General features: G+C 37.4%; 23 protein-coding genes and 1 tRNA gene. 21 read left to right on the top strand and 3 right to left on the bottom strand.

Annotation, left to right across the window (positions count from 1 at the left end):
* The first annotated feature begins 3 nt into the window (after positions 1 to 3).
* From pseG to OWO01_RS02570, 9 genes are all read left to right on the top strand, one after another.
* Positions 4 to 1053 carry a UDP-2,4-diacetamido-2,4,6-trideoxy-beta-L-altropyranose hydrolase gene (pseG, locus tag OWO01_RS02610; RefSeq protein WP_268778868.1) on the top strand — a complete coding sequence of 350 codons (1050 nt, stop codon included), beginning with the start codon at positions 4 to 6 and terminating at the stop codon, positions 1051 to 1053.
* 15 nt (positions 1054 to 1068) lie between these two features.
* The gene (gene pseI / locus OWO01_RS02605; RefSeq protein ID WP_268778867.1) at positions 1069 to 2127 is read left to right on the top strand and encodes a pseudaminic acid synthase; all 1059 of its coding nucleotides are present in this window, start codon (positions 1069 to 1071) and stop codon (positions 2125 to 2127) included.
* A 3-nt stretch (positions 2128 to 2130) separates the two neighbouring features.
* The gene (locus OWO01_RS02600; RefSeq protein ID WP_268778866.1) at positions 2131 to 3075 is read left to right on the top strand and encodes a dTDP-glucose 4,6-dehydratase; all 945 of its coding nucleotides are present in this window, start codon (positions 2131 to 2133) and stop codon (positions 3073 to 3075) included.
* Positions 3076 to 3092: 17 nt separating this feature from the next.
* Positions 3093 to 4223 (top strand): UDP-4-amino-4,6-dideoxy-N-acetyl-beta-L-altrosamine transaminase, encoded by a 1131-nt coding sequence (pseC, locus tag OWO01_RS02595; RefSeq protein WP_268778865.1) that lies wholly within the window; start codon positions 3093 to 3095, stop codon positions 4221 to 4223.
* Positions 4224 to 4558: 335 nt separating this feature from the next.
* Positions 4559 to 4735, top strand: coding sequence for a YjfB family protein (locus tag OWO01_RS02590; RefSeq protein WP_268778864.1), 177 nt, complete (start codon positions 4559 to 4561; stop codon positions 4733 to 4735).
* Positions 4736 to 4983: 248 nt separating this feature from the next.
* A complete protein-coding gene (locus OWO01_RS02585; protein WP_268778863.1) occupies positions 4984 to 5808 on the top strand; it encodes a flagellin N-terminal helical domain-containing protein in 825 nt (274 codons plus the stop codon).
* A 321-nt stretch (positions 5809 to 6129) separates the two neighbouring features.
* A complete protein-coding gene (locus OWO01_RS02580) occupies positions 6130 to 8778 on the top strand; it encodes a cation-translocating P-type ATPase (protein WP_268778862.1) in 2649 nt (882 codons plus the stop codon).
* 233 nt (positions 8779 to 9011) lie between these two features.
* Entirely contained in the window at positions 9012 to 10694 is a 1683-nt protein-coding gene (locus tag OWO01_RS02575; RefSeq protein ID WP_268778861.1) for a sensor domain-containing protein, read from the top strand.
* Positions 10695 to 10780: 86 nt separating this feature from the next.
* A complete protein-coding gene (locus tag OWO01_RS02570; RefSeq protein ID WP_268778860.1) occupies positions 10781 to 11401 on the top strand; it encodes an SGNH/GDSL hydrolase family protein in 621 nt (206 codons plus the stop codon).
* A gap of 59 nt (positions 11402 to 11460) precedes the next feature.
* On the opposite strand, the gene OWO01_RS02565 is transcribed toward OWO01_RS02570, so the two are convergent.
* Entirely contained in the window at positions 11461 to 11604 is a 144-nt protein-coding gene (locus tag OWO01_RS02565) for a lmo0937 family membrane protein (protein ID WP_268778859.1), read from the bottom strand.
* 510 nt (positions 11605 to 12114) lie between these two features.
* Here OWO01_RS02565 and OWO01_RS02560 point away from each other — a divergent pair.
* From OWO01_RS02560 to OWO01_RS02505, 12 genes are all read left to right on the top strand, one after another.
* A tRNA-Gly gene (locus tag OWO01_RS02560) sits at positions 12115 to 12188 on the top strand.
* Between the two features lie 172 nt (positions 12189 to 12360).
* Complete coding sequence (locus OWO01_RS02555) at positions 12361 to 12570, top strand: hypothetical protein (protein WP_268778858.1); 210 nt, start codon at positions 12361 to 12363, stop codon at positions 12568 to 12570.
* Positions 12571 to 12791: 221 nt separating this feature from the next.
* Positions 12792 to 13925 (top strand): tRNA epoxyqueuosine(34) reductase QueG, encoded by a 1134-nt coding sequence (gene queG / locus OWO01_RS02550; protein ID WP_268778857.1) that lies wholly within the window; start codon positions 12792 to 12794, stop codon positions 13923 to 13925.
* Positions 13926 to 14428: 503 nt separating this feature from the next.
* Complete coding sequence (locus OWO01_RS02545; protein ID WP_418936192.1) at positions 14429 to 15304, top strand: amidase domain-containing protein; 876 nt, start codon at positions 14429 to 14431, stop codon at positions 15302 to 15304.
* Positions 15305 to 15337: 33 nt separating this feature from the next.
* Positions 15338 to 15817: a tRNA (cytidine(34)-2'-O)-methyltransferase gene (locus tag OWO01_RS02540; RefSeq protein ID WP_268778856.1), complete on the top strand. Its 480-nt coding sequence runs from the start codon at positions 15338 to 15340 to the stop codon at positions 15815 to 15817.
* A 223-nt stretch (positions 15818 to 16040) separates the two neighbouring features.
* Positions 16041 to 16301 (top strand): hypothetical protein, encoded by a 261-nt coding sequence (locus OWO01_RS02535; protein ID WP_268778855.1) that lies wholly within the window; start codon positions 16041 to 16043, stop codon positions 16299 to 16301.
* 1 nt (position 16302) lies between these two features.
* Complete coding sequence (locus OWO01_RS02530; protein ID WP_268778854.1) at positions 16303 to 16827, top strand: hypothetical protein; 525 nt, start codon at positions 16303 to 16305, stop codon at positions 16825 to 16827.
* A 392-nt stretch (positions 16828 to 17219) separates the two neighbouring features.
* Positions 17220 to 17477, top strand: a complete 258-nt coding sequence (locus OWO01_RS02525; RefSeq protein ID WP_268778853.1) for a hypothetical protein — start codon at positions 17220 to 17222, stop codon at positions 17475 to 17477.
* Between the two features lie 147 nt (positions 17478 to 17624).
* Positions 17625 to 17873: a hypothetical protein gene (locus tag OWO01_RS02520; RefSeq protein WP_268778852.1), complete on the top strand. Its 249-nt coding sequence runs from the start codon at positions 17625 to 17627 to the stop codon at positions 17871 to 17873.
* A 273-nt stretch (positions 17874 to 18146) separates the two neighbouring features.
* Complete coding sequence (locus tag OWO01_RS02515; protein ID WP_268778851.1) at positions 18147 to 19091, top strand: ATP-grasp domain-containing protein; 945 nt, start codon at positions 18147 to 18149, stop codon at positions 19089 to 19091.
* A 532-nt stretch (positions 19092 to 19623) separates the two neighbouring features.
* The gene (locus OWO01_RS02510) at positions 19624 to 20118 is read left to right on the top strand and encodes a hypothetical protein (protein ID WP_268778850.1); all 495 of its coding nucleotides are present in this window, start codon (positions 19624 to 19626) and stop codon (positions 20116 to 20118) included.
* A 119-nt stretch (positions 20119 to 20237) separates the two neighbouring features.
* Positions 20238 to 21311 carry an undecaprenyldiphospho-muramoylpentapeptide beta-N-acetylglucosaminyltransferase gene (locus OWO01_RS02505; protein ID WP_268778849.1) on the top strand — a complete coding sequence of 358 codons (1074 nt, stop codon included), beginning with the start codon at positions 20238 to 20240 and terminating at the stop codon, positions 21309 to 21311.
* A 75-nt stretch (positions 21312 to 21386) separates the two neighbouring features.
* Here OWO01_RS02505 and OWO01_RS02500 read toward each other — a convergent pair whose 3' ends face one another.
* Together OWO01_RS02500 and OWO01_RS02495 are read right to left on the bottom strand one after the other, a co-directional pair.
* On the bottom strand, positions 21387 to 21782 hold the full coding sequence (locus OWO01_RS02500; protein WP_268778848.1) for a Na-translocating system protein MpsC family protein: 396 nt from the start codon (positions 21780 to 21782) through the stop codon (positions 21387 to 21389).
* Positions 21783 to 21874: 92 nt separating this feature from the next.
* Positions 21875 to 23089: an L-lactate MFS transporter gene (locus tag OWO01_RS02495; RefSeq protein ID WP_268778847.1), complete on the bottom strand. Its 1215-nt coding sequence runs from the start codon at positions 23087 to 23089 to the stop codon at positions 21875 to 21877.
* Positions 23090 to 23369: the final 280 nt, after the last annotated feature.

Raw genomic sequence — 23369 nt, 5'->3', positions numbered from 1 at the left:
AAAATGCAAATTTTCTTTAGAGTTGATGCGTCAAACCAGATTGGATCTGGACACGTTCAACGTTGCTTAACGTTAGCTGAACAACTAAAACAAAAAGGGGCAGAGATACATTTCATTATCAATAAACAAAAGGGAAACATGGAAGCAGAAATTAGGCGACAATATTCCGTTTATTTTATCGAATGTATGATATCTCAAGGTCAAGAATTAGATGCAGAGCAAACGGTATCTGTGCTAAGGGAAATCAACCGAAAAGTTGATTTGCTTATCGTTGATCATCACCAGCTATCGGTGCAATGGCAAAATAAAGTAAAACCACTTGTTGAAAAATTAATGGTTATCGATGATCTAGCAAATCGCAAGCACAATTGTGATCTTTTACTTGATCAAAATTACTATAAGGATTATCGTTCTAGATATAAAGATCTAGTTCCAGCTTCATGTCGCCAGCTTTTAGGCCCAAAATATTTGTTGCTACGTCCTGAGTTTAACAATGTCAACCGTAATTTAAGGAAAAATGAATCGATCGAACGCCTATTGATATGCTATGGGGGGGCTGATCCAACTAACGAAACGGAAAAAGTATTGACAGCTTTAAAGAAATATTCGATGGTTGATAAATTTATCATTGATGTCGTTGTTGGATCAAATTATATTAATGTCGCTCGAATTAAGCAGCTATGTTCAGAAATAAACGCAAATCTTCATTATAATATAAATTACATGGCTACACTTATTGCTAAAGCTGACTTAGCCTTTGGAGCTGGTGGCGTGTCTATGTGGGAACGATGCTATCTAGGCTTACCTTCAGTTGTGACGATTGTAGCTGATAATCAATCTCGGGCTGTAAACGATGCTACTGATAAACCGTTTGTTATTAATTTAGGCTGGCATCACAATGTTAACGTTCAAGATTACTATGAGTTAATTAATCGACTTACTGTAAATTTAGACGACCTTAAGAAAATCCGAGAAAAACTAGTACATTTTATTAATCAAATAGATCAGCATAAATGTGTAGTAGCAGAAGAAATTATTGCTTTAATTAGTTGAAAAGGAGATGGAGAAATGACGTTAAAGATTGCTAATCGGTTAATTAGTGAGCAACATGAACCATTTATTATTGCTGAAATGTCTGGTAATCATAATCAATCATTAGAGCGAGCGCTAGCAATCGTAGAAGCAGCTGCCAAAGCAGGGGCAGATGCGATAAAGCTTCAAACATACACGGCTGATACGATGACATTAGATATAAATGAAGGGGACTTTTTCATTGAAGATCCAAATAGCCTTTGGCAAGGTAACTCACTATATCAGCTATATCAACAAGCGTATACACCTTGGGAATGGCATGAAGTGATTTTTAATAAGTGTAAAGAACTTGGTATTATTGCTTTTAGTTCCCCTTTTGATCAGTCAGCGGTAGACTTTCTAGAGCAACTTGATGCGCCAGCCTATAAAATTGCTTCGTTTGAGAATGTTGATATTCCCTTAATTAAGAGAGTAGCCCGGACTGGAAAGCCTGTGATCCTATCAACTGGCATGGCCACAGCTTCAGAATTAGACGAAGCTGTTCGTGTAGCACGAGCAGAAGGCTGTAAAGATCTCATTTTATTAACATGTACAAGTACGTATCCTGCATCGCCAGTAAACACAAATTTGCGAACAATGCCTCACATGAAGCAGTTATTTAACTGTCAAGTTGGCTTGTCTGATCATACGATGGGTGTTGGAGTCGCTGTTGCTAGTGTTGCTCTAGGTGCGTCAGTTATTGAAAAACATTTTACCTTATCACGAGCTGATGGTGGTGTTGATGCTGCTTTTTCTATGGAGCCCTCTGAGTTAAAACAATTAAAGCTCGAGACAACCAGAGCACGGCAAAGCCTTGGAGAAGTGAATTACGGTCCTGTTACAGATGAATACGAATCATTAAAACATCGTCGTTCATTGTATATTTCTAAAGATATAAACAAAGGTGATAAACTAGGTGAAGAAAATGTAAAAGCTATTCGACCAGGACTAGGTTTACCAACTAAATATTATGAGTTAATTATCGGTAAAGAAGTTGTACGATCAGCAAAAAAGGGAGAACCTTTAACGTTTGAATTACTAATGAAAGGGGATTGAATAATGAATATACTTGTAACAGGTGGAGCGGGGTTTATTGGTCGATGGGTCGTTAAACAATTATTAAATAAACAGCATAATGTAACGGTACTAGATGACTTATCTAATGGGCAATTAAATAATATAACAGAGTTTGAAGAAAATGAAGCTTTTACTTTTTTGTTAGGGGATATCAAAAATGAGCATTTACTTGATGAGATTTATAATGAAGGAGCTTTTGAACTCTGCTATCACTTAGGGGCAAGTATAAATATACAGGATTCTATCGATCATCCAAGGCAAACATTTGATAATGATACGGTTGGTACTTTTTATATAATGGAGCAGTGTCGTAAACATTCAGTAAAAGTTGTGTTTATGAGCACGTGTATGGTGTATGATCGTTGTTTTGATAAAAATGGAATTACCGAAGATCATCCGCTTAAACCCGCTTCTCCGTATGCCGGTTCAAAAATAGCAGCTGAGAACATAGTATTATCTTATTACTACGCTTATAACCTACCAGTTGTGGTAGTACGTCCGTTTAATACATATGGACCGTTCCAAAAAACTGGTGGTGAAGGTGGTGTAGTAGCTATTTTCATTAAAAAGAAATTAAATGGAGAATCTATTCAGATTTATGGAGATGGGACCCAAACTAGAGATTTGCTTTTCGTTGAGGATTGTGCAGATTTTGTTATAAGGGCAGGGTTATCAGATAAAGTAAATGGTCAAATATTAAATGCTGGGTTAGGACAAGATGTGAGCATTAATGAACTTGCTAAAATAATAGCTGATCAAAAAGTACCTATAGAGCATGTTGATCATATCCATCCACAGAGTGAAATTCAGAAGTTACTATGTAACTATGAGAAAGCAACGAAACTGTTAAATTGGTCACCCAAATTCAGCCTGTTAAAAGGAATTCAGAAAACAGAGGAATGGATTAAAGAAGGACATTTAGTTTAGTGAATTGAGTTGATATTATGAATCAAAGAAGTGAATACTTATCGTATGGTCAGCAATGGATTGATGAAGAAGATATTGAAGCAGTTGTTAAGATTTTACGCTCGCCTTTTATAACTCAAGGTCCAAAAGTAATGAAATTTGAAGAGAAAGTAGCTAACTACGTAGGTGCTCGCTATGCCGTTGCTTTCTCAAGTGGCACCGCGGCATTACATGGGGCTTGCTTTGCAGCAGGCATCAAACAAGGGGATGAAGTTATTACGACACCTATGACCTTCGTAGCCACTTCAAATGTGGTTTTGTATTGTGGAGGCAAGCCGGTTTTTGCTGATATAGATCCCAAAACCTACAATATTGACCCGATTCAAATCGAAAAAAACATAACAGAACAGACGAAAGCTATTATAGCTGTTGATTACACCGGACAGCCAGCTGAAATGGATGCGATTAGCGCTCTAGCTAAGAAAAAAAATTTAATTGTAATTGAAGATGGGGCTCATTCACTAGGAGCCACATACAAAGGACGTAAAGTTGGAACGCTTGCAGATATGACAATGTTTAGTTTTCATCCTGTTAAACCAATTACAACGGGAGAAGGTGGTGTGATTGTAACCGATGATCGAGATTACTACCATAAATTGAAAATATTTCGCACACATGGCACATCACCAGCAACTGATCAAGCTCCATGGTATTATGAAATGCACGAATTGGGTTATAATTATCGAATGACAGATTTATCAGCTGCATTAGGATATAGTCAGCTAGATAAGTTGGACCAATTTATTTCGAGGAGAACAGAACTTGCAAACTTATATAATGATTTATTAGCTAATTTCTCCAATATTAAGTTACCGAACCAAAATCATAATGCTAACTCGGGTTGGCATTTATACGTTATACAATGGAAAGGAGAACTTTTCACAAGGCGTGAAGTGTTTGATAAGTTAAGAGCAGCCAATATTGGTGTGCATGTCCATTATATTCCAGCATACTGGCATCCTTACTATCAAAAACTTGGTTATAAAAAAGGACTTTGTCCAGTCGCAGAGGAACTTTATGAAAGCATTATAACCTTACCTTTGTTTCCACAAATGTCTGATTTTGATTTATTCGATGTTGTAAAGGTATTAAAAGAAATTTGCGGGTGAGTTTATTTTCTCGATAGTATTAAGCAATATCATTTTTCTTGTCCCCCTCACCATCATGACATTGTAAAGGTGGATGTAAATGGTTTGATTGAGGCACTGTATTTATGAATTCTGATTAATTAAACGGCGTTCAGTGAAAATATATGTTTCCTATTTTTTTCTACTCTTTAGCCAGTGACACGAGTTTCGTATTATGGGATTCGCATAACAGGAAAAGAAAACTGGAATATTCAGAATCGATTCGATGTGATAGCGAGTAACTTGGGGAGTGTAGAGGAAATGTCGTTGGGACTATGTTAGAATAGGGGAAGCAGGAATGAATAGAGGTGACTTCAATGGATATTGCACGTTTATCAATGTCAATGAGCCAGGCTCAAGTACACCAACAGGCATCGTTAGGTGTAATGAATAAGGTAATGGATCAATCAGAAGCACAAGCAGATGGTTTGATTGAGATGCTAGATCAAGTCGCACATCCGCATTTAGGACAAGCGATTGACGTAAAAGCGTAGGGGTTTCATGACATGGTTTTTGCCAAAAATTTATCGTGACAAGTACATCTAAATCTTGGTATAATAACCTCAAATGAACACGGAAAATAGTATGTCTTTAGAAAGTGGTTTGGCAATGAGTAACAAAATTGTTAAACCGCTTTTTTGATACCAAAATTGGATTGTATCTAAATAAACAGGTTGAAGGGCTTTCCAACCACCAGTTGTTGTCCAAAAATTCCACGCAAATAAAAAGGGAGTTGAGTGTTATGCGAATCAATCATAATATCGGGGCTATGTTTACTTATCGTTTTCTTGTTAATAATTATGCCAATGCTCAGCTCTCTTTAGAGCGATTGTCTTCAGGCTTGAGAATCAATCGCGCGGCTGATGATGCAGCTGGTTTGGCGATCTCAGAAAAAATGAGGGCGCAAATCTCGGGTCTTCGAATGGCGGAGCGCAATGCGCAAGATGGAATCTCTTTACTTCAAACAGCAGAAGGTGCATTAAATGAGACCCATGCTATATTACAACGAATGCGTGAATTATCTGTTCAAGCTGCTAATGGAACGTACAGTGAAAATGACCGACTAGCGATCCAACAAGAGATTACTTTGTTAACCGATGAATTAACCCAAAACGGAAATCGTACTGAATTCAATAAAAAGTCTCTGTTAGATGGTAGCTTTACTAATCAACGATTGCAAATAGGAGCCAATGCAGGTCAGTCCCTTGCGATTACGATTGGCGATATGCGTGCAGAGGCATTAGGTATTATGGAAGATGGAGCTCCGCTTGATTTGCTAACACAAGAAGGAGCCAATGAAGCAATTCAACGCTTTGATGCGGCAATTTCAAAAGTATCTACCGAACGATCTAAGCTTGGCGCAACACAGAATCGGTTATACCATACAATCAATAATTTAAGTACTTCTTCCGAGAACTTAGTAGCTGCTGAATCACGGATACGAGATGTTGATATGGCAAAAGAAATCATGAATTTTACGAAACATAATATCTTAGGCCAAGCTTCACAAATGATGCTTGCTCAGGCCATGAACCAACATCAAGGGATTTTACAACTGCTCGGGTGACAGGCACCGCCCGAAATTTGTCGAAGGATCTATTCCCCTTGACATTCGCCTAAGACAGGCGTATGCTTAGGTTAATATTTAAAGGGGAGTAGCTCTTACAATGATGTCGTCATTACGAGAATTTTTTTCTCCGGCATTATTGGCAACGCATGTTGTTAGCAAGACCTTTACCTATTTTTTCTGAACCCAGAATAAATAGGTAAGGGTCTTTTTTTGTATAAAAAAGTGGCTCCTAAAACGATCAGCATGAATCTGATTGCAATATGAGAAATTGGTTAAAACTATATGTAGGTTTAGAGTCAGACAGGAGATGGAGAAGGAATGGAATTTTATCGACAGGCAAAAGAAGCAGTATTGAAGCAACTGCTAACTAAAGACACCGGACTCACGGAACAACAAGTGAAAGTATACCAAGAAGAGAAAGGCTTTAATGAGTTAAAAGAAGGAGATAAACTTTCTACATGGCAGTTACTATTGGATTCTTTTAAAGATGCCATGGTGATTGTTTTGTTAGTAGCTGCAATAGTTCAGCTGTTACTTGGTGAATATATCGAAACCATTGTTATTATTATCGTACTTATCATGAATGCAGTGATCAGTGTTGTGCAAACGAAAAAAGCCGAGAGTTCGCTCGATGCGCTTCGGAAAATGTCTGCACCTGAAGCGAAAGTGATTCGTGGAGGAGAGAAAAAGACGATTCCCGCTCGTGAACTCGTACCTGGTGATATTGTTTTCTTAGAAGCTGGTGACTTTATTCCAGCTGATGGCCGTATTTTGGAAAGTGCTTCATTGAAAGTGAATGAAGGGATGCTAACAGGTGAATCGACCGTGGTTGAAAAAACTCCACAGGAACTATCGGAAGAGCTCCCACTTGGAGATCGTACCAATATGGTCTTCAGCAGTGCACTCGTAACGAATGGTCGTGCTACATTTGTCGTAACCGATACGGGTGCAAAGACTGAAATTGGAAAAATTGCCGATATGCTAGCATCTGCAGAACAAAAATTAACACCATTACAACGAAAACTTGATAAATTCAGTAAAAAATTAGGCATCGGAATTCTCTTTTTATCTATAGCTATTTTTGCTGTCCAGGCTGCACGTATTTGGTTAGGGGAAGGGCCAACAGACCTAACAACCGAATTGTTACAAGCACTCATGTTTGCCGTAGCGGTCGCGGTAGCCGCGATTCCTGAAGCATTGCAATCGATTGTAACGATTGTTTTATCGGTAGGAACGAATAAAATGGCGAAGCAACATGCGATCATTCGAAAGCTTCCAGCGGTAGAAACATTAGGTTCAACGAGTGTGATCTGTACCGATAAAACAGGAACATTGACGCAAAACAAGATGACCGTAACGAAATATTTCATCCCAGGACAAGCGGAAGATGCATTACCAGAACAACCCGAATCATGGAATCAATCGGAGCGTTTATTGGTAAATATCGCAGTATTGTGTAATGACTCTTATGTTGATCATGCCGGAAAAGAAGTTGGTGATCCAACCGAACTTGCACTTATACATTATGCGGATAAAAACAACCAACCTTATCAAGAATTACGAAACACTTATAAGCGTATCGCAGAGATCTCTTTTGATTCTGATCGAAAATTAATGTCGACCTTAAATGATATAAATAATGAAAAATTGATGTTAATCAAAGGTGGACCAGATGTAATGTTTGGACGTGCCAAACAAATTCTAATTAATGGCCAGGAAGAACCGTTTAACGACGATTGGAAAACAAAGTTACAAACAGCAAACGAAGGTTTTTCCCAACAAGCATTACGTGTGTTAGCTTTCGGTTATAAAAAAATGAATCCTTCTACAACTACTTTAACCGTAGAAGATGAGCAAGATATTGTATTAGTCGGTTTGATGGCCATGATGGATCCACCTCGGGAAGCGGTCTATCATGCGGTGAAAGAAACAAAAGCGGCAGGAATCAAGACAGTGATGATTACAGGTGACCATAAAACAACAGCCCAAGCGATTGGTAAAAATATTGGGTTAATGACCGAGGACGATATTGCGGTAACCGGACAAGAGTTAGATAACATGTCCGAGGTAGAATTAATGGACAAGCTCGCAAGCATTGCCGTATATGCTCGTGTATCGCCAGAAAATAAAATTCGAATTGTGAAAGCATGGCAAAATAAAAACCACATTTCAGCCATGACGGGAGATGGAGTTAACGATGCGCCGGCGTTAAAACAAGCAGATATCGGAATTGCCATGGGAAGTGGTACGGATGTTAGTAAAGATGCTGCAGCGATGATTTTAACGGATGACAATTTTGTATCGATTGTAAATGCCGTGGAAGTTGGTCGTACCGTTTTTGACAATATAAAAAAAGCAATTGCTTACTTATTCTCTGGTAACTTAGGCGCAATTATTGCGATTCTGTTTGCCGTGTTACTAGGATTACCGAATCCGTTCACTGCATTGCAACTGTTATTTATCAACTTGGTCAATGATTCCCTTCCAGCGATTGCGTTAGGGATGGAAAAATCAGAACCAGACGTGATGAACAGAGCGCCTCGAAATATTGATGAAGGAATTTTTGCTGGAGAGACGTTACGATCTGTAATTACCAGGGGATCGATCATTGGGATTGCTGTTATTTTATCACATCTGATTGGTTTGCAACATTCAGTAGAAATGAGTGTGGCAATGGCGTTTACAACGTTAATCTTGTCGAGAACGTTACAGACATTCGCAGCTCGTTCCAATACCCAGACAGCTATCGGAGTAGGGATGTTTAGTAATAAATATGTATTAATAGCAGTTGCAGTTTGCTTTGGCTTATACAGCGTAACATTGCTACCATTTTTACGAGAAGTGTTCTATATTCCAGAAGTATTTGGCTTTCAACAATGGTTTATCGCAACAGGACTTGCGATTGCAGCAGTAGTTATGATGGAAATAGTTAAAGTTATTTATCATAGATGGATAAAAAAATCATAGAATAGAATAGAGCAGCGAGCAATAGATGGAAAAAGCTCGCTGTTTTTTTCTTTTTCCCCTATATGAAATGCTTGAGTAATGTTATAATCAACGTTGATGAATTTTTTACAATTAATGAAAGTATTCAAATCATATTACATCGTTGAATTGCTCTTGTATCGATGAAGATACTAAATCAAAGAGCACACTTCCAAGTATTGCTTTTTGAAGACATAATAAAGGAGTGAGGACGCATGAACAAGAACAAGGTAGATTATCAAGCGATTTTAAATGGTATTCAAGATATGATTTTTGTCATGCGTGTAAGTGAAGATCAACAATTGTTTTATTATGATTACTTGAATAAAGTTGCCATGGAAGAATTAGGTTTATCAGAAGATGTAATTGGTAAAGAAATTGCTGAGGTAAATTCACTCCAAGTAACAGCTGTACTCTATGAAAAATACCGGACAGTGATTGAGTTAAGAGAACCGATTACTTATCAAGATGATTATATAATTAAACAAGAAACAAAAAAAGTTAGCGAAACAACGTTAACCCCACAATTTGAAGATGAGAAGGTCGTACGAATTATCGCACTGACTCGTGATATTACCGCGTTTAAAGAAACGGAACGTGAGAAAGATCTAAGTAATCACCGGCTGAAACTAAGTCGCCTGAGGTATAAGTCACTTTTTGCGGAAAATTCCGATTCCATAATCTATTTAGATTTACAAGGGAAAATTTTACGAGCGAATCAAGCCTTTAATCGCTTGATGAACCAACCAGAAGAGAATTTTCGGGGGATGGCCTTTTTAGATATTCTAAAACCAAAGCGTTTATCAAAGGTGAAACAAGCCTTTCAGCAAACGTTGGGTGGTACGTCTAGTATTGTTGATACTGAAGTATCGATGTCAGACGACACAGAAGCTGTTTTGCAAATTAAGCTAACTCCGATGATGTTAGAACAAGAAATTCGTGGTGTTTATGCGATTATGAAAGACATGACCGCTGAACAATTTGCCAAGGAAGCGCTGATGGCTAGTGAAGAAAGATTTCGTCTTATCGCAGAAAACTCTTCGGATCTCATACAATTGATTGATGAAAGAGGGCAATTTGTTTATTTATCTCCCTCGCATCAAAAGGTGTTAGGCTATGATCCGAATGCTTTATTTAATAAAAAATTATTGGATATTGTAGATCAACAAGATCATCAGTTGATCAAGGAATTATTAGAAACGTATCAAAAGGCAAATACACACTCGATTGAAGTGCGTTTTAATGATATAAATGGTAAAGAAAAATGGTTTGAATTACGAGCGCAACCTATTTTTACAAAAAATAAACATTTCAAACATATTGTCGTTGTTGCTCGAGATATTGAAGAACGTAAGCAGCATGAAGAGCAATTAAGACAATTTGCTTATCATGATTATTTGACGAATTTACCGAATCGACGTTTGTTTCACGATCGGTTGGATCAAGTGATCGCAGCACACGAACGCAAACAACATAACAATTTTGCTGTAATGATGCTTGATCTAGATGATTTTAAAAAAATAAATGATCAGTATGGTCATGATACTGGGGATAAAGTAATTATTGAATTTGGTCAACGATTAAAGTCTGCTGTTCGTGAAATGGATACTGTTGCACGGATGGGCGGGGATGAATTTATGATCTTATTACCAGAAGTCGATGATGCAAGGAATGTGGAACGGGTTGTGAAGCGAATTGAAGGTGTTATCGCCCAACCATGGCAGGTAGATAGTTATCAGTTCTCTTTAGGATCAAGTATTGGGATTATTATTCCTACTTGCAAAAACTTCGATGCACAGCAAATCATCAACAAGGCGGATGAAGTACTGTATCAAGCAAAAAATACCGGAAAGAATAAAGCGATTATCGAGATCTGTAATTACTTAGTCAAACCATAACGTCTTGTTATGGTTTTTCTGTATGAATTTCTTTTATGAATATGGCATAATGAAGAATAGTAGTATATAAGGAGGAGGGAACTAATATGAGTAAGAAGCGAATCGTATTTATAGGGGATAGTATAACGGAGTGGGGGAGATTTGAGGATTCAGAAAATCTAGGAAATAACTATGTGCGATTGATTCACGATCATTTGTTAGTAACAAATCCAAATCATTTTCCTGAGATTATAAACCAAGGGATTGGAGGAAATAGAATTACAGATCTAGCTGCTCGTTGGCAAGAAGATGTGCTTGATTTGCAGCCGAATCTTTTGTCCATCTCGATTGGTATCAATGATGTTTGGCGTCAGTTGGATAATGACGCTAGTATCGAACAAGTGTTACCCGATCAATTTGAAAAGATTTATCTTGAATTAATCCAAAAGACACGAGAACATACCGAAGCAAAGATAATACTTATGGAGCCAACAATTATTGAGGAACATATTGATTCGCTAGGAAACGAAAAATTAAAAGCTTATGTGAATGTTGTCCACAAAATTGCAAATCTGTTTGATTTACCTGTCGTTCCAACTCACCAAGCATTTTTAGAATATTTACAATCCAATGCAACCTATCCACTAACAATAGATGGTGTACATATGAATAATGCAGGAAATTACTTGATGGCTCAAACATGGTTGAAAACAATAGGGTTACTATAATAAAACTGCAGCTACTTTTCAGAATGTAGCTGCAGCTTATCTATGTGTAATTCATGAAGTCATCGTCGAGGTGCTTGAATCATTCTGGCAATAAACACGATCAGTGCGATAACAAGTAGAATATGGATTAACCCGCCAGCAATCTCGAAGATCAAACCTAACAACCAAGCAAGTAATATAATCCCAATTATTGTCCAAAACATTAATATCACTCCTTTATTTTACTATTAAAATACCCTGTTGTTTCATTATTAAACATTTAAGTAAATAAATTCGGTTTTATCCCGGAGCAACCGTCCGTAAGACTCCCACTTCAAAACAACGAGAATACCAAGTTGTTTAAGTGGGAGTAACGGACGCTAGCACCCCGAATGGTTCAACTAACAATCAGTGGGTGAATACCCAAAAACCCCCACTGATTGAAGTTTCACTTTATTTGACAAAAAAATTTAATATCAGGTTGCAATACCGCGTAACGATTGTTATAATAAAAAACATGACTTAAAGAAACAGATTTTCGACAGAATTTGCAAGTCTAGTGGCATGGTTAAGTGAGAAAATGCGGGTGTAGTTTAGTGGTAAAACCTCAGCCACGAGCAAAAGCATCATCGAAAAAACATCGAGTTGTCCCGAAGCATACTCATCGATGAATAAGCTGGTAGATGCAGGGACACCAATGCGTGAGAAGAGTAATAGAAAAAGTTGTTTTAAATGCGGGTGTAGTTTAGTGGTAAAACCTCAGCCTTCCAAGCTGATGATGAGGGTTCGATTCCCTTCACCCGCTCCAAAAATTGTGTGCAACGCAGTATTTCGTTGATGAACAACGAAGTGTTGCGTTTTTTATATGAAAGTAAACATTAAGAGGTTATTTGTGGTCTGAATATTCTATAGTCAGTATAATGCACGTAAATCGTAGAGAATGCGAATAAATTGAAAAAGATGCGAACAAATCACAGAGAATGCGAATAAATCAGAAAAGATGCGAACAAATCATGGAGAATGCGAACAAATCGAAAAAGATGCGAACAAATCATAGAGAATGCGAACAAATTGGAAAAGATGCGAACAAATCATGGAGAATGCGAATAAATCGAAAAAGATGCGAACAAATCGCAGAGAATGCGAATAAATCAGAAAAGATGCGAACAAATCATGGAGAATGCGAATAAATCAGAAAAGATGCGAACAAATTGCGGAGAATGCGAATAAATCAGAAAAGATGCGAACAAATCCCGGAGAATGCGAATAAATGAGAAAAGATGCGAACAAATCCCGGAGAATGCGAATAAATGAGAAAAGATGCGAACAAATCCCGAAGAACACGAATGAATAAAAAAATGCACGCAACTCAAGACCCACCACACCCTCAACAGAAAGGAGGCTTCTCGCAATGGCGTATGAAGAATTAAAACAAGAGATTATTGAATATAGCAAGAAGATTGGTATTGATAAAATTGGTTTTGCGGCTGCGAACGAATTTTCTGAAATGAAATCTCGTTTAAAGTTGCAACAAGAAGCTGGTTATCAGTCAGGATTTGAAAAAGGAACGATTGAAGAACGGACTGAACCAGAATTGTTGCTGTCTGACGCACAGTCAATCATCGCGATTGCAGTTGCCTATCCTTCTCGGATGAAAAGTCGTCCGAAAAATAAAAAAGGGGAGCGGCGGGGGAATTTTTGCAGGGCATCATGGGGAATGGATTATCATCATGTACTGAATGAAAAACTCGATAAACTCTCTGCCTTTATCGCTACAAAAATTTCAGGCTTTCATTATCGTTCGATGGTTGATACGGGTGAATTATCTGATCGTGCCGTTGCTGAGCGAGCAGGGATAGGATTTAGTGGGAAAAACTGTGCTATTATTACACCGGAATTTGGTTCTTATGTGTATTTAGGCGAGATGATTACAAACATTCCATTTCCTCCCGATACACCAGTGGATGATAGCTGTGGAGATTGTACCATTTGTATTGACTCCTGCCCTACTGGTGCACTGGTCGCGCCAGGTCGACTTAATGCACAAAACTGTATTGCATTTGTCACACAAACAAAAGGGTTTGTGCCAGATGAATATCGTGAAGTAATGGGAAATCAATTATATGGTTTTGATACGTGCCAACTCGTTTGCCCAAGAAATAAGCAAGTAGACACTCATCTGCATCCAGAGTTAGAGCCCGATCCAGAATTAGTGAAACCGAAATTGTTACCACTCCTTTCTATTACGAATCGGGAGTTTAAAGAGCAATTCGGTACAATGGCAGGTTCCTGGCGTGGAAAAAAACCGATTCAACGTAATGCAATTATCGCTTTGGCACATTATAAAGAAGAAAGCGCTGTTGACGAATTGATCCGCTTAATGAAAACAGATCCACGACCGGTTATTCGCGGAACTGCCGCGTGGGCGATTGGGAAAATCGGAACGGATGATGGCTTTCCTGCAATTGTCAGGGCAAAAGAAAAAGAATCAGATCCAGAAGTTATCAATGAGATGAATAAAGGTTTGGCCTTTCAAAATAAATAACAAAACTGCACACCTTATGGGGTGCTTTTTTGTTTTAAAAACACTTCCGCTAACAAATTTTCCTAACCTTAACAATCTATAATGTTATTTCCTTCATTTATCCCGGAGCAACCGTCCGTAAGACTCCCACTTCAAAACAACGAGAATACCAAGTTGTTTAAGTGGGAGTAACGGACGCTAGCACCCCGAATGGTTCAACTAACAATCAGTGCGGGAAAACCTAAAAAAACCCCACTGATTGAAGTTTCACTTTATCCTCTCGTAGTAATCACACCCCCCACCAAAGCAAGCAGCCGTACACTCCCACTTTAAAACAACAAAAGAATCAAGGAGGCTAGCATCCAGAGGCTTTTCACGATCCTTTAAAATTGTAAATCCTGAACTCCCCACTGATCGAAAATCCACTTTGTCACAAAAAACCCCCATCAATTTTCACACATCTTTCATGCTTACATACTTTGATTCATAAAGTTATCATAAAGGAGTGGATCAGTTTGGATATGATGAATACATTAGCTCAATTCTGGGAAGAGAAGTTAACCAATCATCGTAGTAATCAAGATGCAGAATCTTGGCCGCAGAAAAAAAAGCAGTTCCACGAACAGCGCGGAAATAAAGTCGTTCGAATGACCGGAGTGGGAAAAACGATTAGTCAAAGAGAAATAAACAAGCAAGAAACAGAAGTCGAATATGTATTAGGTGTCTCCTTTTTGGTAAAGCAAGAAGACCATTTTTATCAAGAAGAAGACGAGCGTTTGCATCAAGCAGTTTTTTACAAAGGTAAATTAATTAAAGATAAGGAAAAACCAATTCCAAAGGAAGAAATGCGTGAACAGAAAACGTCAAACATCATTGAACTTACCCCAGTTACGGAAGATGTTCGCTTTGAGTATGATCGACGGGAATCAGTTCGGTATGCCGAACGTTGGTGGAATGATGTGAACCCAGCATATCGCCATTTTGAAAATGATAATTGTACCAATTTTGTGTCTCAATGCTTACGAGCAGGAGGAGCTCCAATGCGAGGCCACCCGAATCGTGCAACAGGTTGGTGGTACCAAGACGATGACTGGAGTTTTAGTTGGTCGGTTGCACATTCGATGCGTTGGTACTTAAGTGGTTCCACCAAAGGGTTAAGAGGTGTAGAATTAGAGTCACCGAAAGAATTATTGGCGGGAGATGTAATTTGCTATGATTTCGAAGGGGATGGAAGGTGGGACCATACAGCGATTGTTGTGGAAAAAGATCGAAATCATATGCCACTCGTAAATGCCCATACAAATAATAGTCGACATCGCTATTGGGATTATCAAGATTCGCTTGCATGGACACCAGAATGTCAGTATAAATTTTTCCGAATTAGCTCAAGTATGCTATAATAATCAGGCTATTATAATTTCGAGGTGAACACATTGAGCTTACATGTAGTATTATATCAACCAGAAATACCGGCTAATACGGGAAATATTGCTCGTACTTGTTTAGCAACGAATGCTACACTTCATCTGATTCGGCCTTTAGGTTTTTCAACCGATGATAAGATGTTACGTCGTGCTGGTTTGGACTATTGGCATGATGTTACGATTTTTTATCATGATTCATTAGACGAGTTGTATGAAAAATATCCACAAGCAAGGTTTTACTATATTGAAAACTTTGGTACAAAACATTACACAGATTATGATTTTAGTGATTCCAGTCAAGAATTGTTTTTTGTTTTTGGACGAGAAACGAATGGGATACCAAGAGAGTTGTTAGTAGGGAAAGAAGATTATTGCCTTCGCATTCATATGGCGATAAATGATAAAGTCCGCTCCTTGAACTTATCTAACACGGCAGCAATCATTGTTTATGATGTCCTCAAACAACAAGGATTTCCAAACATGCATTAAATAATCAAAAAAACGAAGCAGTTTACTAGTTATTAGCGACCTGCTTCGTTTTTGTTTTTTGGAACATAATTCAAGGCTTTCACGAATCTTCAATGAAAAGCCCCCTCCTCCTGCTTCATTTCTTCTGCTTCCTTTACTAAATAATTCACATTTTTTGTTGTTTATTTTAGAAATTAATATACAATATTTACTATAGGGACAAAAGGATATGGAGAGTGTATTTATGACAGTGAAAAAACCAAGTGTAATAATACCATCTTCTGCAACGATAGTTTTGCTCATACCTTTTGTTTTATTACTGATGAATATTGTTACGAACAATTATGAGCACCTTTTTCTGTTAGCGTTATTGTCTGGGCCAACCATTGTATGCATCACAATTTTTTGGTCGCGTTTTTTCTATTACCGAATGAACTGGTGTAAATTAGACGATCATTTCATGGCTCTTTTACAAAAAAAGCTGACTAAGGAAAGCGAGGATTAGTATGGAAACCATCGATATTCAAATTGAGAATGATTGTTATCAATATAAAGCAAATGATGATGATCTCCTTTTGTACAACAAATCGTATCGTTTGCCATTCTTTATATTTATTGGATATGCATTGCTTGAATTATTTAATGGAGCTAGCAATACGTTTCGAGCAATACCAAAATATTTTATCGTTAGCAGAGAAGCATCTTATATCCATCTCTCAGAAAAATTATTGATTACTACTGATGCTCCATATAAGGTCCACTATAAGAAGAAAGAAGTATTTCGCTGGCTGATCGCTATCGTAATTCCATTTTTCTTACTATTTTCGTTGTTAGCACTGATGTGTGGTCTCACTTTACGGTCTATTTTTATAACCCCTTTTGAAGTAGAGGTATTAATTATCGTTGCAATCATACTTCCTCTAACATTCTTTTTATGGCTAATGAACGTAAAAAATTTGAAAAGCTATCTAGCTTATCGAAAATATCTGAAGGAGAAAAAGAGAGTAGTAGAGGATATACTTTGTGAATAAAAGGGGAGAAATCTATGAGGATTTTTGCTATATCATTGGTCGTTTCGATTATTTGTTATTATTTTCAATGGTACGATGAAGTGTTATACCTAATTACTGGATTAATGATAATAAAAGGAGTCCGGGTTTCACAGAACAAGGATTTTTCAATGAAGGAAGTCTTTAATCTGGATTTAAAACTAACAAAATACGATAAAAATAATATTTTTGAGCTTCTGAGTGTAATCGTAATTCTATTTGTGTCTTATGAGGGATTTAGCGTCACCTATTTTGAGAGTGTGTTTGATGTTATGTTCTTCATTGGGTACTTTTTGCTCACTTATTTTTTCTTTGTGCGATCGATGGAAAAAAAGATATTTGCTGAAAGATGAAAAAATGGAGAGGTATGTATCATGACCATTCTTGTAACGATAGAACAGAAAGCGAAAGACTTGAAGGAAATAAAGAAAGCTTATAAACCAATGTTAACTTGGACAATCTGCTCAACGTTGGTTGCCCTTGCACCATATCTCCATTTAATATTGAATATTATAGACCAAAAATACGAAAAGTTGTTACCTGGAGCCATCTTGGCCGCAATTGGTATCATTTATTCAACAGTTGTTTGGGTATTTATTTTTTTCAATGGCGTAAATACAAAAATGAGTTAGACATATATTTAGAAAATCCAAAACAGTATCAGTGGTGAATAGTGCTTGCTGGAATACTATTTGTTATCAATCATAACATAATCGATAAAAGGATGGGTCGCTATCTTGGTCGTGTGTCCTAGGTACATAGATAAGGAGGTGTTTCGTGTGAAAAAGATAAATCCTTGGTTATTCTTATGTTTTGGGCTGTACCCACTTGGTCTGTATCAATTGGGCGTAGGCGAAGTGAAACTAAAAAAAGAGATGCTTATCTTATCAGTAATAACATTAAGTCTATGGGCTATTTTGTATGTTATCCATTTGTTAACTTTACTAAACTTATTGATTACGTTGTTATTTATTCTAGTACCATATTTTCTAGGAAGGTTCGGTCATCTTATTTTTAGTGAAGACTGATAAGGTGAAAGTTGAGGGGATCCGAAATAGAATAAAAGAATTCGCCTTAACTGAACCATTTTTTAGTTAAGGCTTTTTCCCATTCTACAATCAGATTTTCTATCTCTATTCGTGTTATGATGGTTTTTAGGTATTTCCCCATCGTTAGCCTAAAGGATGATCACAAGGTCACCGAATCCTACGGTTGTTCCTTCTACTTAAATTTCTGAAGTGGGAGTCTTATGGTAGGTTTACTGGGGATAAATATATTAAGTAACTAAGGAGTTGAATCGGATGAAAAAAATACATATTATTCATGAAAATGATGATTGGACGAAACATTTAACCAAACGATTAGAGGAATTGAAACTGCCATTTGAGACATGGCATCTTGATCAAGGGTTGATTGATTTAACTACTCAACCCCCAGAAGGGATTTTCTATAATCGGATGAGTGCCTCCTCTCATACAAGGGGACATCGTTTTGCCCCCGAACTTACTGGAGGAGTACTGGCATGGCTTGAGCAACATCACCGGACCGTATTTAATGGAAGTCGGGCCCTACAACTGGAGTTAAGTAAAATTCATCAATATACAAGACTAGAAGCTAGTGGAATAAAAACGCCGAAAACAATTGCTGCTGTTGGTCGAGAACAGATTCTTCAAGCGGCTAAACAACTAAATCAACTACCTTTTATCACGAAACATAACCGTGCTGGTAAGGGCTTAGGTGTTCAGTTATTTCATTCAGTGGAAGGGTTGGAAAGCTATATTTCAAGTACTGATTTTGAGGAGCCCGTAGATGGAGTTACCTTAATTCAAGAATACATTGAATCTCCTGAAGCGTTTATAACAAGAGCGGAATTTATTGGTGGTAAATTTGTCTATGCTGTTCGTGTGGATACTTCCGAAGGGTTTGAATTATGCCCAGCCGATGCATGCCGTGTAGAAGATCAATTCTGTCCAGTAGGTGAAGAACAAGGATCAAGATCAATGTTTGAAATTATTGAAAATGTTGATGTTAAACTTATTCAACAATACGAAAGGTTTTTGATGGCATCTGGTATTGATGTTGCCGGGATTGAATTCATCACTGACAGTAGTGGTGAAATATACACATATGATATTAATACGAACACCAACTACAATGCTGATGCAGAAGCAAAAGCAGGCAAGTACGGGATGCTTGAACTGGCAAAGTTCTTAGGAGAAGCATTAGAAAAAGAGGTTTCAAATTAAGTAGTTAAATGGTTGAATGCGAGTAAACTTTGTTTTACTTGTATTCTCATGTTTTGAACGTTACGCTCATTTCCTTTTCAAGGTTTGCCATCATATATTCATGCTTTATCACGGACTAATAATGAATCGAAACTTCCACTTCATCACTTCAATTACTAGAAATAGGTAATATTAACTATATTATAAAATGAGACCAGAAAAATTTATCTTATCCTGTAACAAAAAAAAGTAAAAATTCGTCTATTGTATTAGTGGGATTATTTGTTAAACTAGATAATAAGCTTACAATTTGTCCCGGAGCAACCGTCCGTAAGACTCCCACTTTAAAACAACGAGAATATCAAGTTGTTTAAGTAGGAGTAACGGACGCTAGCACCCCGAATGGTTCAGGAGCCTTTAGGTCATCCTTTAGGGCTAACAATCAGTGGGGGAATACCTAAAAACCCCTGCTGATTGAAGTTTCACTTTATTGCGTTTTTTGTAGTTTCTTAACGATTGTAGCAAAATAAACTGACAAGGAGGGGCAAATTTCTTGAAAAACTTGATGATTATTCTTTGTATTGGATTTTTGTTAGTGGGGTGTCAAGCGATAGAAGAAATTCCAGAAGGTTATTATGATTATCCAAGAGACGATGTTGAAGCAGCGATTGCGACTTTATCCTTTGACCCAAATATTCCACAATTTGTCCCGTTTCCGGTTGAATTTATCGTTTCAGATCGGTACCATCTAACTGGAACAGATCAAGAGGCGATGGATATTAGCTTTTACTCTAGGCAGAATGATCTTCTCATTTATCAGGTTGTTGATGGTGAAACAGATCAACTGATTAACGGAGAAGCTGTCGAAATTGATTCATCCATTACTGGCGCGTATGCAGATAATGATTTTGCCAAAACATTATTATGGAAAGAAGATGGATTAACTTATTTGTTAATTTTTCGTTCAGGCATCTTTGATACAGAAGAGGTAACAACTCAAGTGACGAAATCAGATCTTATTAAAGTCGCTCAATCATTTCATTCTTAACAAATCATGAAATTGATCCCATTTCATTAATGATTGTGCTAAAATTTGAATAGGATGAAAGAAAAGCGAGCAATAATGATTTTAAGGTGTTTGATTTTTTATTTAGGAGTTGTTTTGTCATGAAACGAAAGCAAATTGTGCTAACCGGTGGTGGAACAGCGGGGCATGTGATGGTTAATTTAGCGATTATTCCACTTCTTAAAGAACAAGGGTGGACCATTGATTATATTGGTTCAAAGCAAGGAATTGAACGAGAATTGATTGAACAGATAGATGAGGTAACTTATCATCCAATTTCTACCGGTAAATTACGTCGGTACATGTCGATCGAGAATGTTAAAGATCCATTTAAAGTAATAAAAGGAATCGGTCAGACGTTGCGAATTCTTGGAAAGACAAAACCGCAAGTAATCTTTTCTAAAGGTGGTTTTGTTTCTGTCCCTGTATTAATTGGCGCTAGGTTGCGTCATGTGCCAGCAGTTATTCATGAATCAGATATTACACCTGGTTTAGCGAATAAACTAGCCATGCCGTTTGCGAAAAAAATTCTCGCTACGTTTCCAGAAACGATGGAGTATTTGCCTGATAAGAAGGCCAATTGGATTGGTGCAGTTGTAAGGCCAGAGCTTTTTGAAGGAGACAAGCGAAAAGGACTCTTGTTTGCTGATTTACTTACAACAAAACCAGTGTTAATGATTATGGGTGGAAGCGCGGGGGCACAGAAAATTAATGAAGCGGTACGTTCACAGGTTCGAGCATTAACGAAGACGTATCAAATTATTCACCTTTGCGGAAAAAATAACGTAGATTCATCGATTAATATCCCGGGTTACAAACAATTTGAATATATTAACGAAGAGCTGCCCGATGTGTTGGCAGCAACCGATTTTGTTGTCTCCCGTGCAGGTGCAAATTCTATTTTTGAATTTTTAGCTTTACAAAAACCAATGCTGTTAATTCCATTGTCTCGTCAGGCAAGTCGAGGAGATCAAATACTAAACGCAAATGCCTTTGAAGCGCAAGGATATGCAAAAGTTCTAGAAGAAGAGAAGTTGACGCCTAATACGTTAATCGAATCGCTAGAGGAATTAAACAAACAAGCACCACTGCTAAAGGCGAATATGGAAAAATATCAAGGGCAAGATGCTACAGAAAAAGTAATGAAAATAATCAATGATACGGCAAAAAAATAAACGTTACATAAGTTAGCATCGTCTCTTACTATATCACAATTCACTATGCTTTTTCGCAAAAAAAAGCATGCACTTTTATTCAAGTGCATGCTTTCCTTCGTTTGGGGTTAAAAAACTTTCCTCATAATTTAAAGGGAGTTTAAATACAATTAAACGTTCACCGGTTTTTGTGCTTAAATCTGTATGAAAACTACAAACTTTTTGTCCAGTGATATCTAAAATATTTTCTCTTAGTAAATCAAAACCAGTTTCGACGAGATCTGAACGAAGTCTTTTAATTGTTGATCTTCCTTCTTTTGTTTTACAAAGAGCGTATTCAGCAGGAGTTAGGATACCTTGAAGTGAAACGATAATCATATCTCGTAAAATGTCTGTCTTTACAGAAACAGAACCTCGTCCAAGATACTCTTTTTCCCACCTGGTAACTGCTTTACTGATTTCTGCCTCGATAAACCCTTTTGATTTACTCAATTATTCCACCTCATCATTCATACCGATTACTACCTTATTCTATCTAATGTAATTATGCTAAATTTTATCGGTAATAAGTAAGAGTGTCAACTTTAATCTTGAACCAGTTCTTTTCTAAGCACCGTTGTTTTTTCCATTTTTACTGGATGTACGATAATTTTCGCCATTATAATGGCAGCGATACAGCAGACTGCTGCAACAATAAATGCAATTTGGAATGGAAGTAAGTTAACGAGAAATGCTCCAACAAAGGCTGAAATACCATAGCCTTGATACATCAATCCGTAATTAATCCCTAAATTTTTGGTTCCATAATAATCAGCAGTAACAGAAGGGTATAATGCAAGGTAACCACCAAAACAAAATCCCATAATCGATGTGGTTGCTAGAAACATCGGATAGTTCATGATGCCAAGACTCATGTAGAGAAGCGTAATCGCAGTGAGCCCATAGACACACATTAATGTATTCAATCGACCAATTCGATCAGAGATTCTCCCCCAGACAATTCGACCAGCTGCATTAAATAAAGCAATAACTAAGATTGCATTTGCAGCACGTTCACTATCTAAATGAAATACATCGACACCAATATCTACCGCAAAACTGATCACCATAAGGCCGGACATACTGCCAAACAAGAACATGAACCATAATAAGTAGAATGGATACGTTTTTAACATTTCAGTTGGTGAGAACTGAGTAGCTTCGTTTCTTCTCGTTGGTGATGAAGAAGCAACTTCCAACTCTGCAGGCGGATTACGTAATAACTGAGCTCCGGCAACTACAAAAACAAAATAGATAATGCCTAAATAGAAATACGTATTCGACACGCCAAAATTTTGAATGAGAAAACGAATAATCGGTTGGAAAATAAATCCTCCTAATCCGAAACCTGCTACAGCGATCCCGCTGATCAATCCTCTTTTATCAGGGAACCATTTTACACAGGCGGATAACGGGCATACATAGGTCATCCCAATTCCCGATCCACCAATGATACCATAGTAAATATAGATTTCAGTTAAGGTCGTTGCTTGACTGGATAGAAGTAGTCCAATGCCTAACAAAACCCCACCAGCAGTTGCAACCCATCTTGGTCCAATTTTATCTTGAAGTCTTCCTGCAAAAATCGTCATCAATGCAGAAACAGCAATGGTTATCGAGAAAGTAACAACTACATCTTCTCGTGCCCACCCAAACGTATCGACAAGTGGTTGATTAAATAAGCTCCACGCATAAACAGCCCCTAAATTCACCTGAACAAAAACTGCTCCCAATACTACTAACCAGCGATTTATTTTCATTTTATCTCTCTCCTTTAAAACCAAATTTTTTCTTATAAAAAAAGAGGCCAACGTATAATGGGAATGTCCATTAACGTTGGCCTCTTTTGTACGCACAATAAAAGTGATTACGCAAGCAACCAAGCTCTTATTTAATTGTATGTGTTCATTACATTTTGTTAGTCATTGGACTTCCACTGCCCTTATTCGATGAACATTGGCAAAGGCTATCCACAATTTCTATTCTTAAGTATATTCAATGGTGTAATAATTGTCAAACAATTTAACAAACTTTTATAAA

Origin of the sequence: Natronobacillus azotifigens (assembly GCF_026805325.1) — a bacterium.
In the GTDB taxonomy this organism is placed as follows: domain Bacteria; phylum Bacillota; class Bacilli; order Bacillales; family Amphibacillaceae; genus Natronobacillus; species Natronobacillus azotifigens.
The sequence above is the reverse complement of the archived record's forward strand: the minus strand, read 5'-3'. Positions and strand labels throughout refer to the sequence as shown.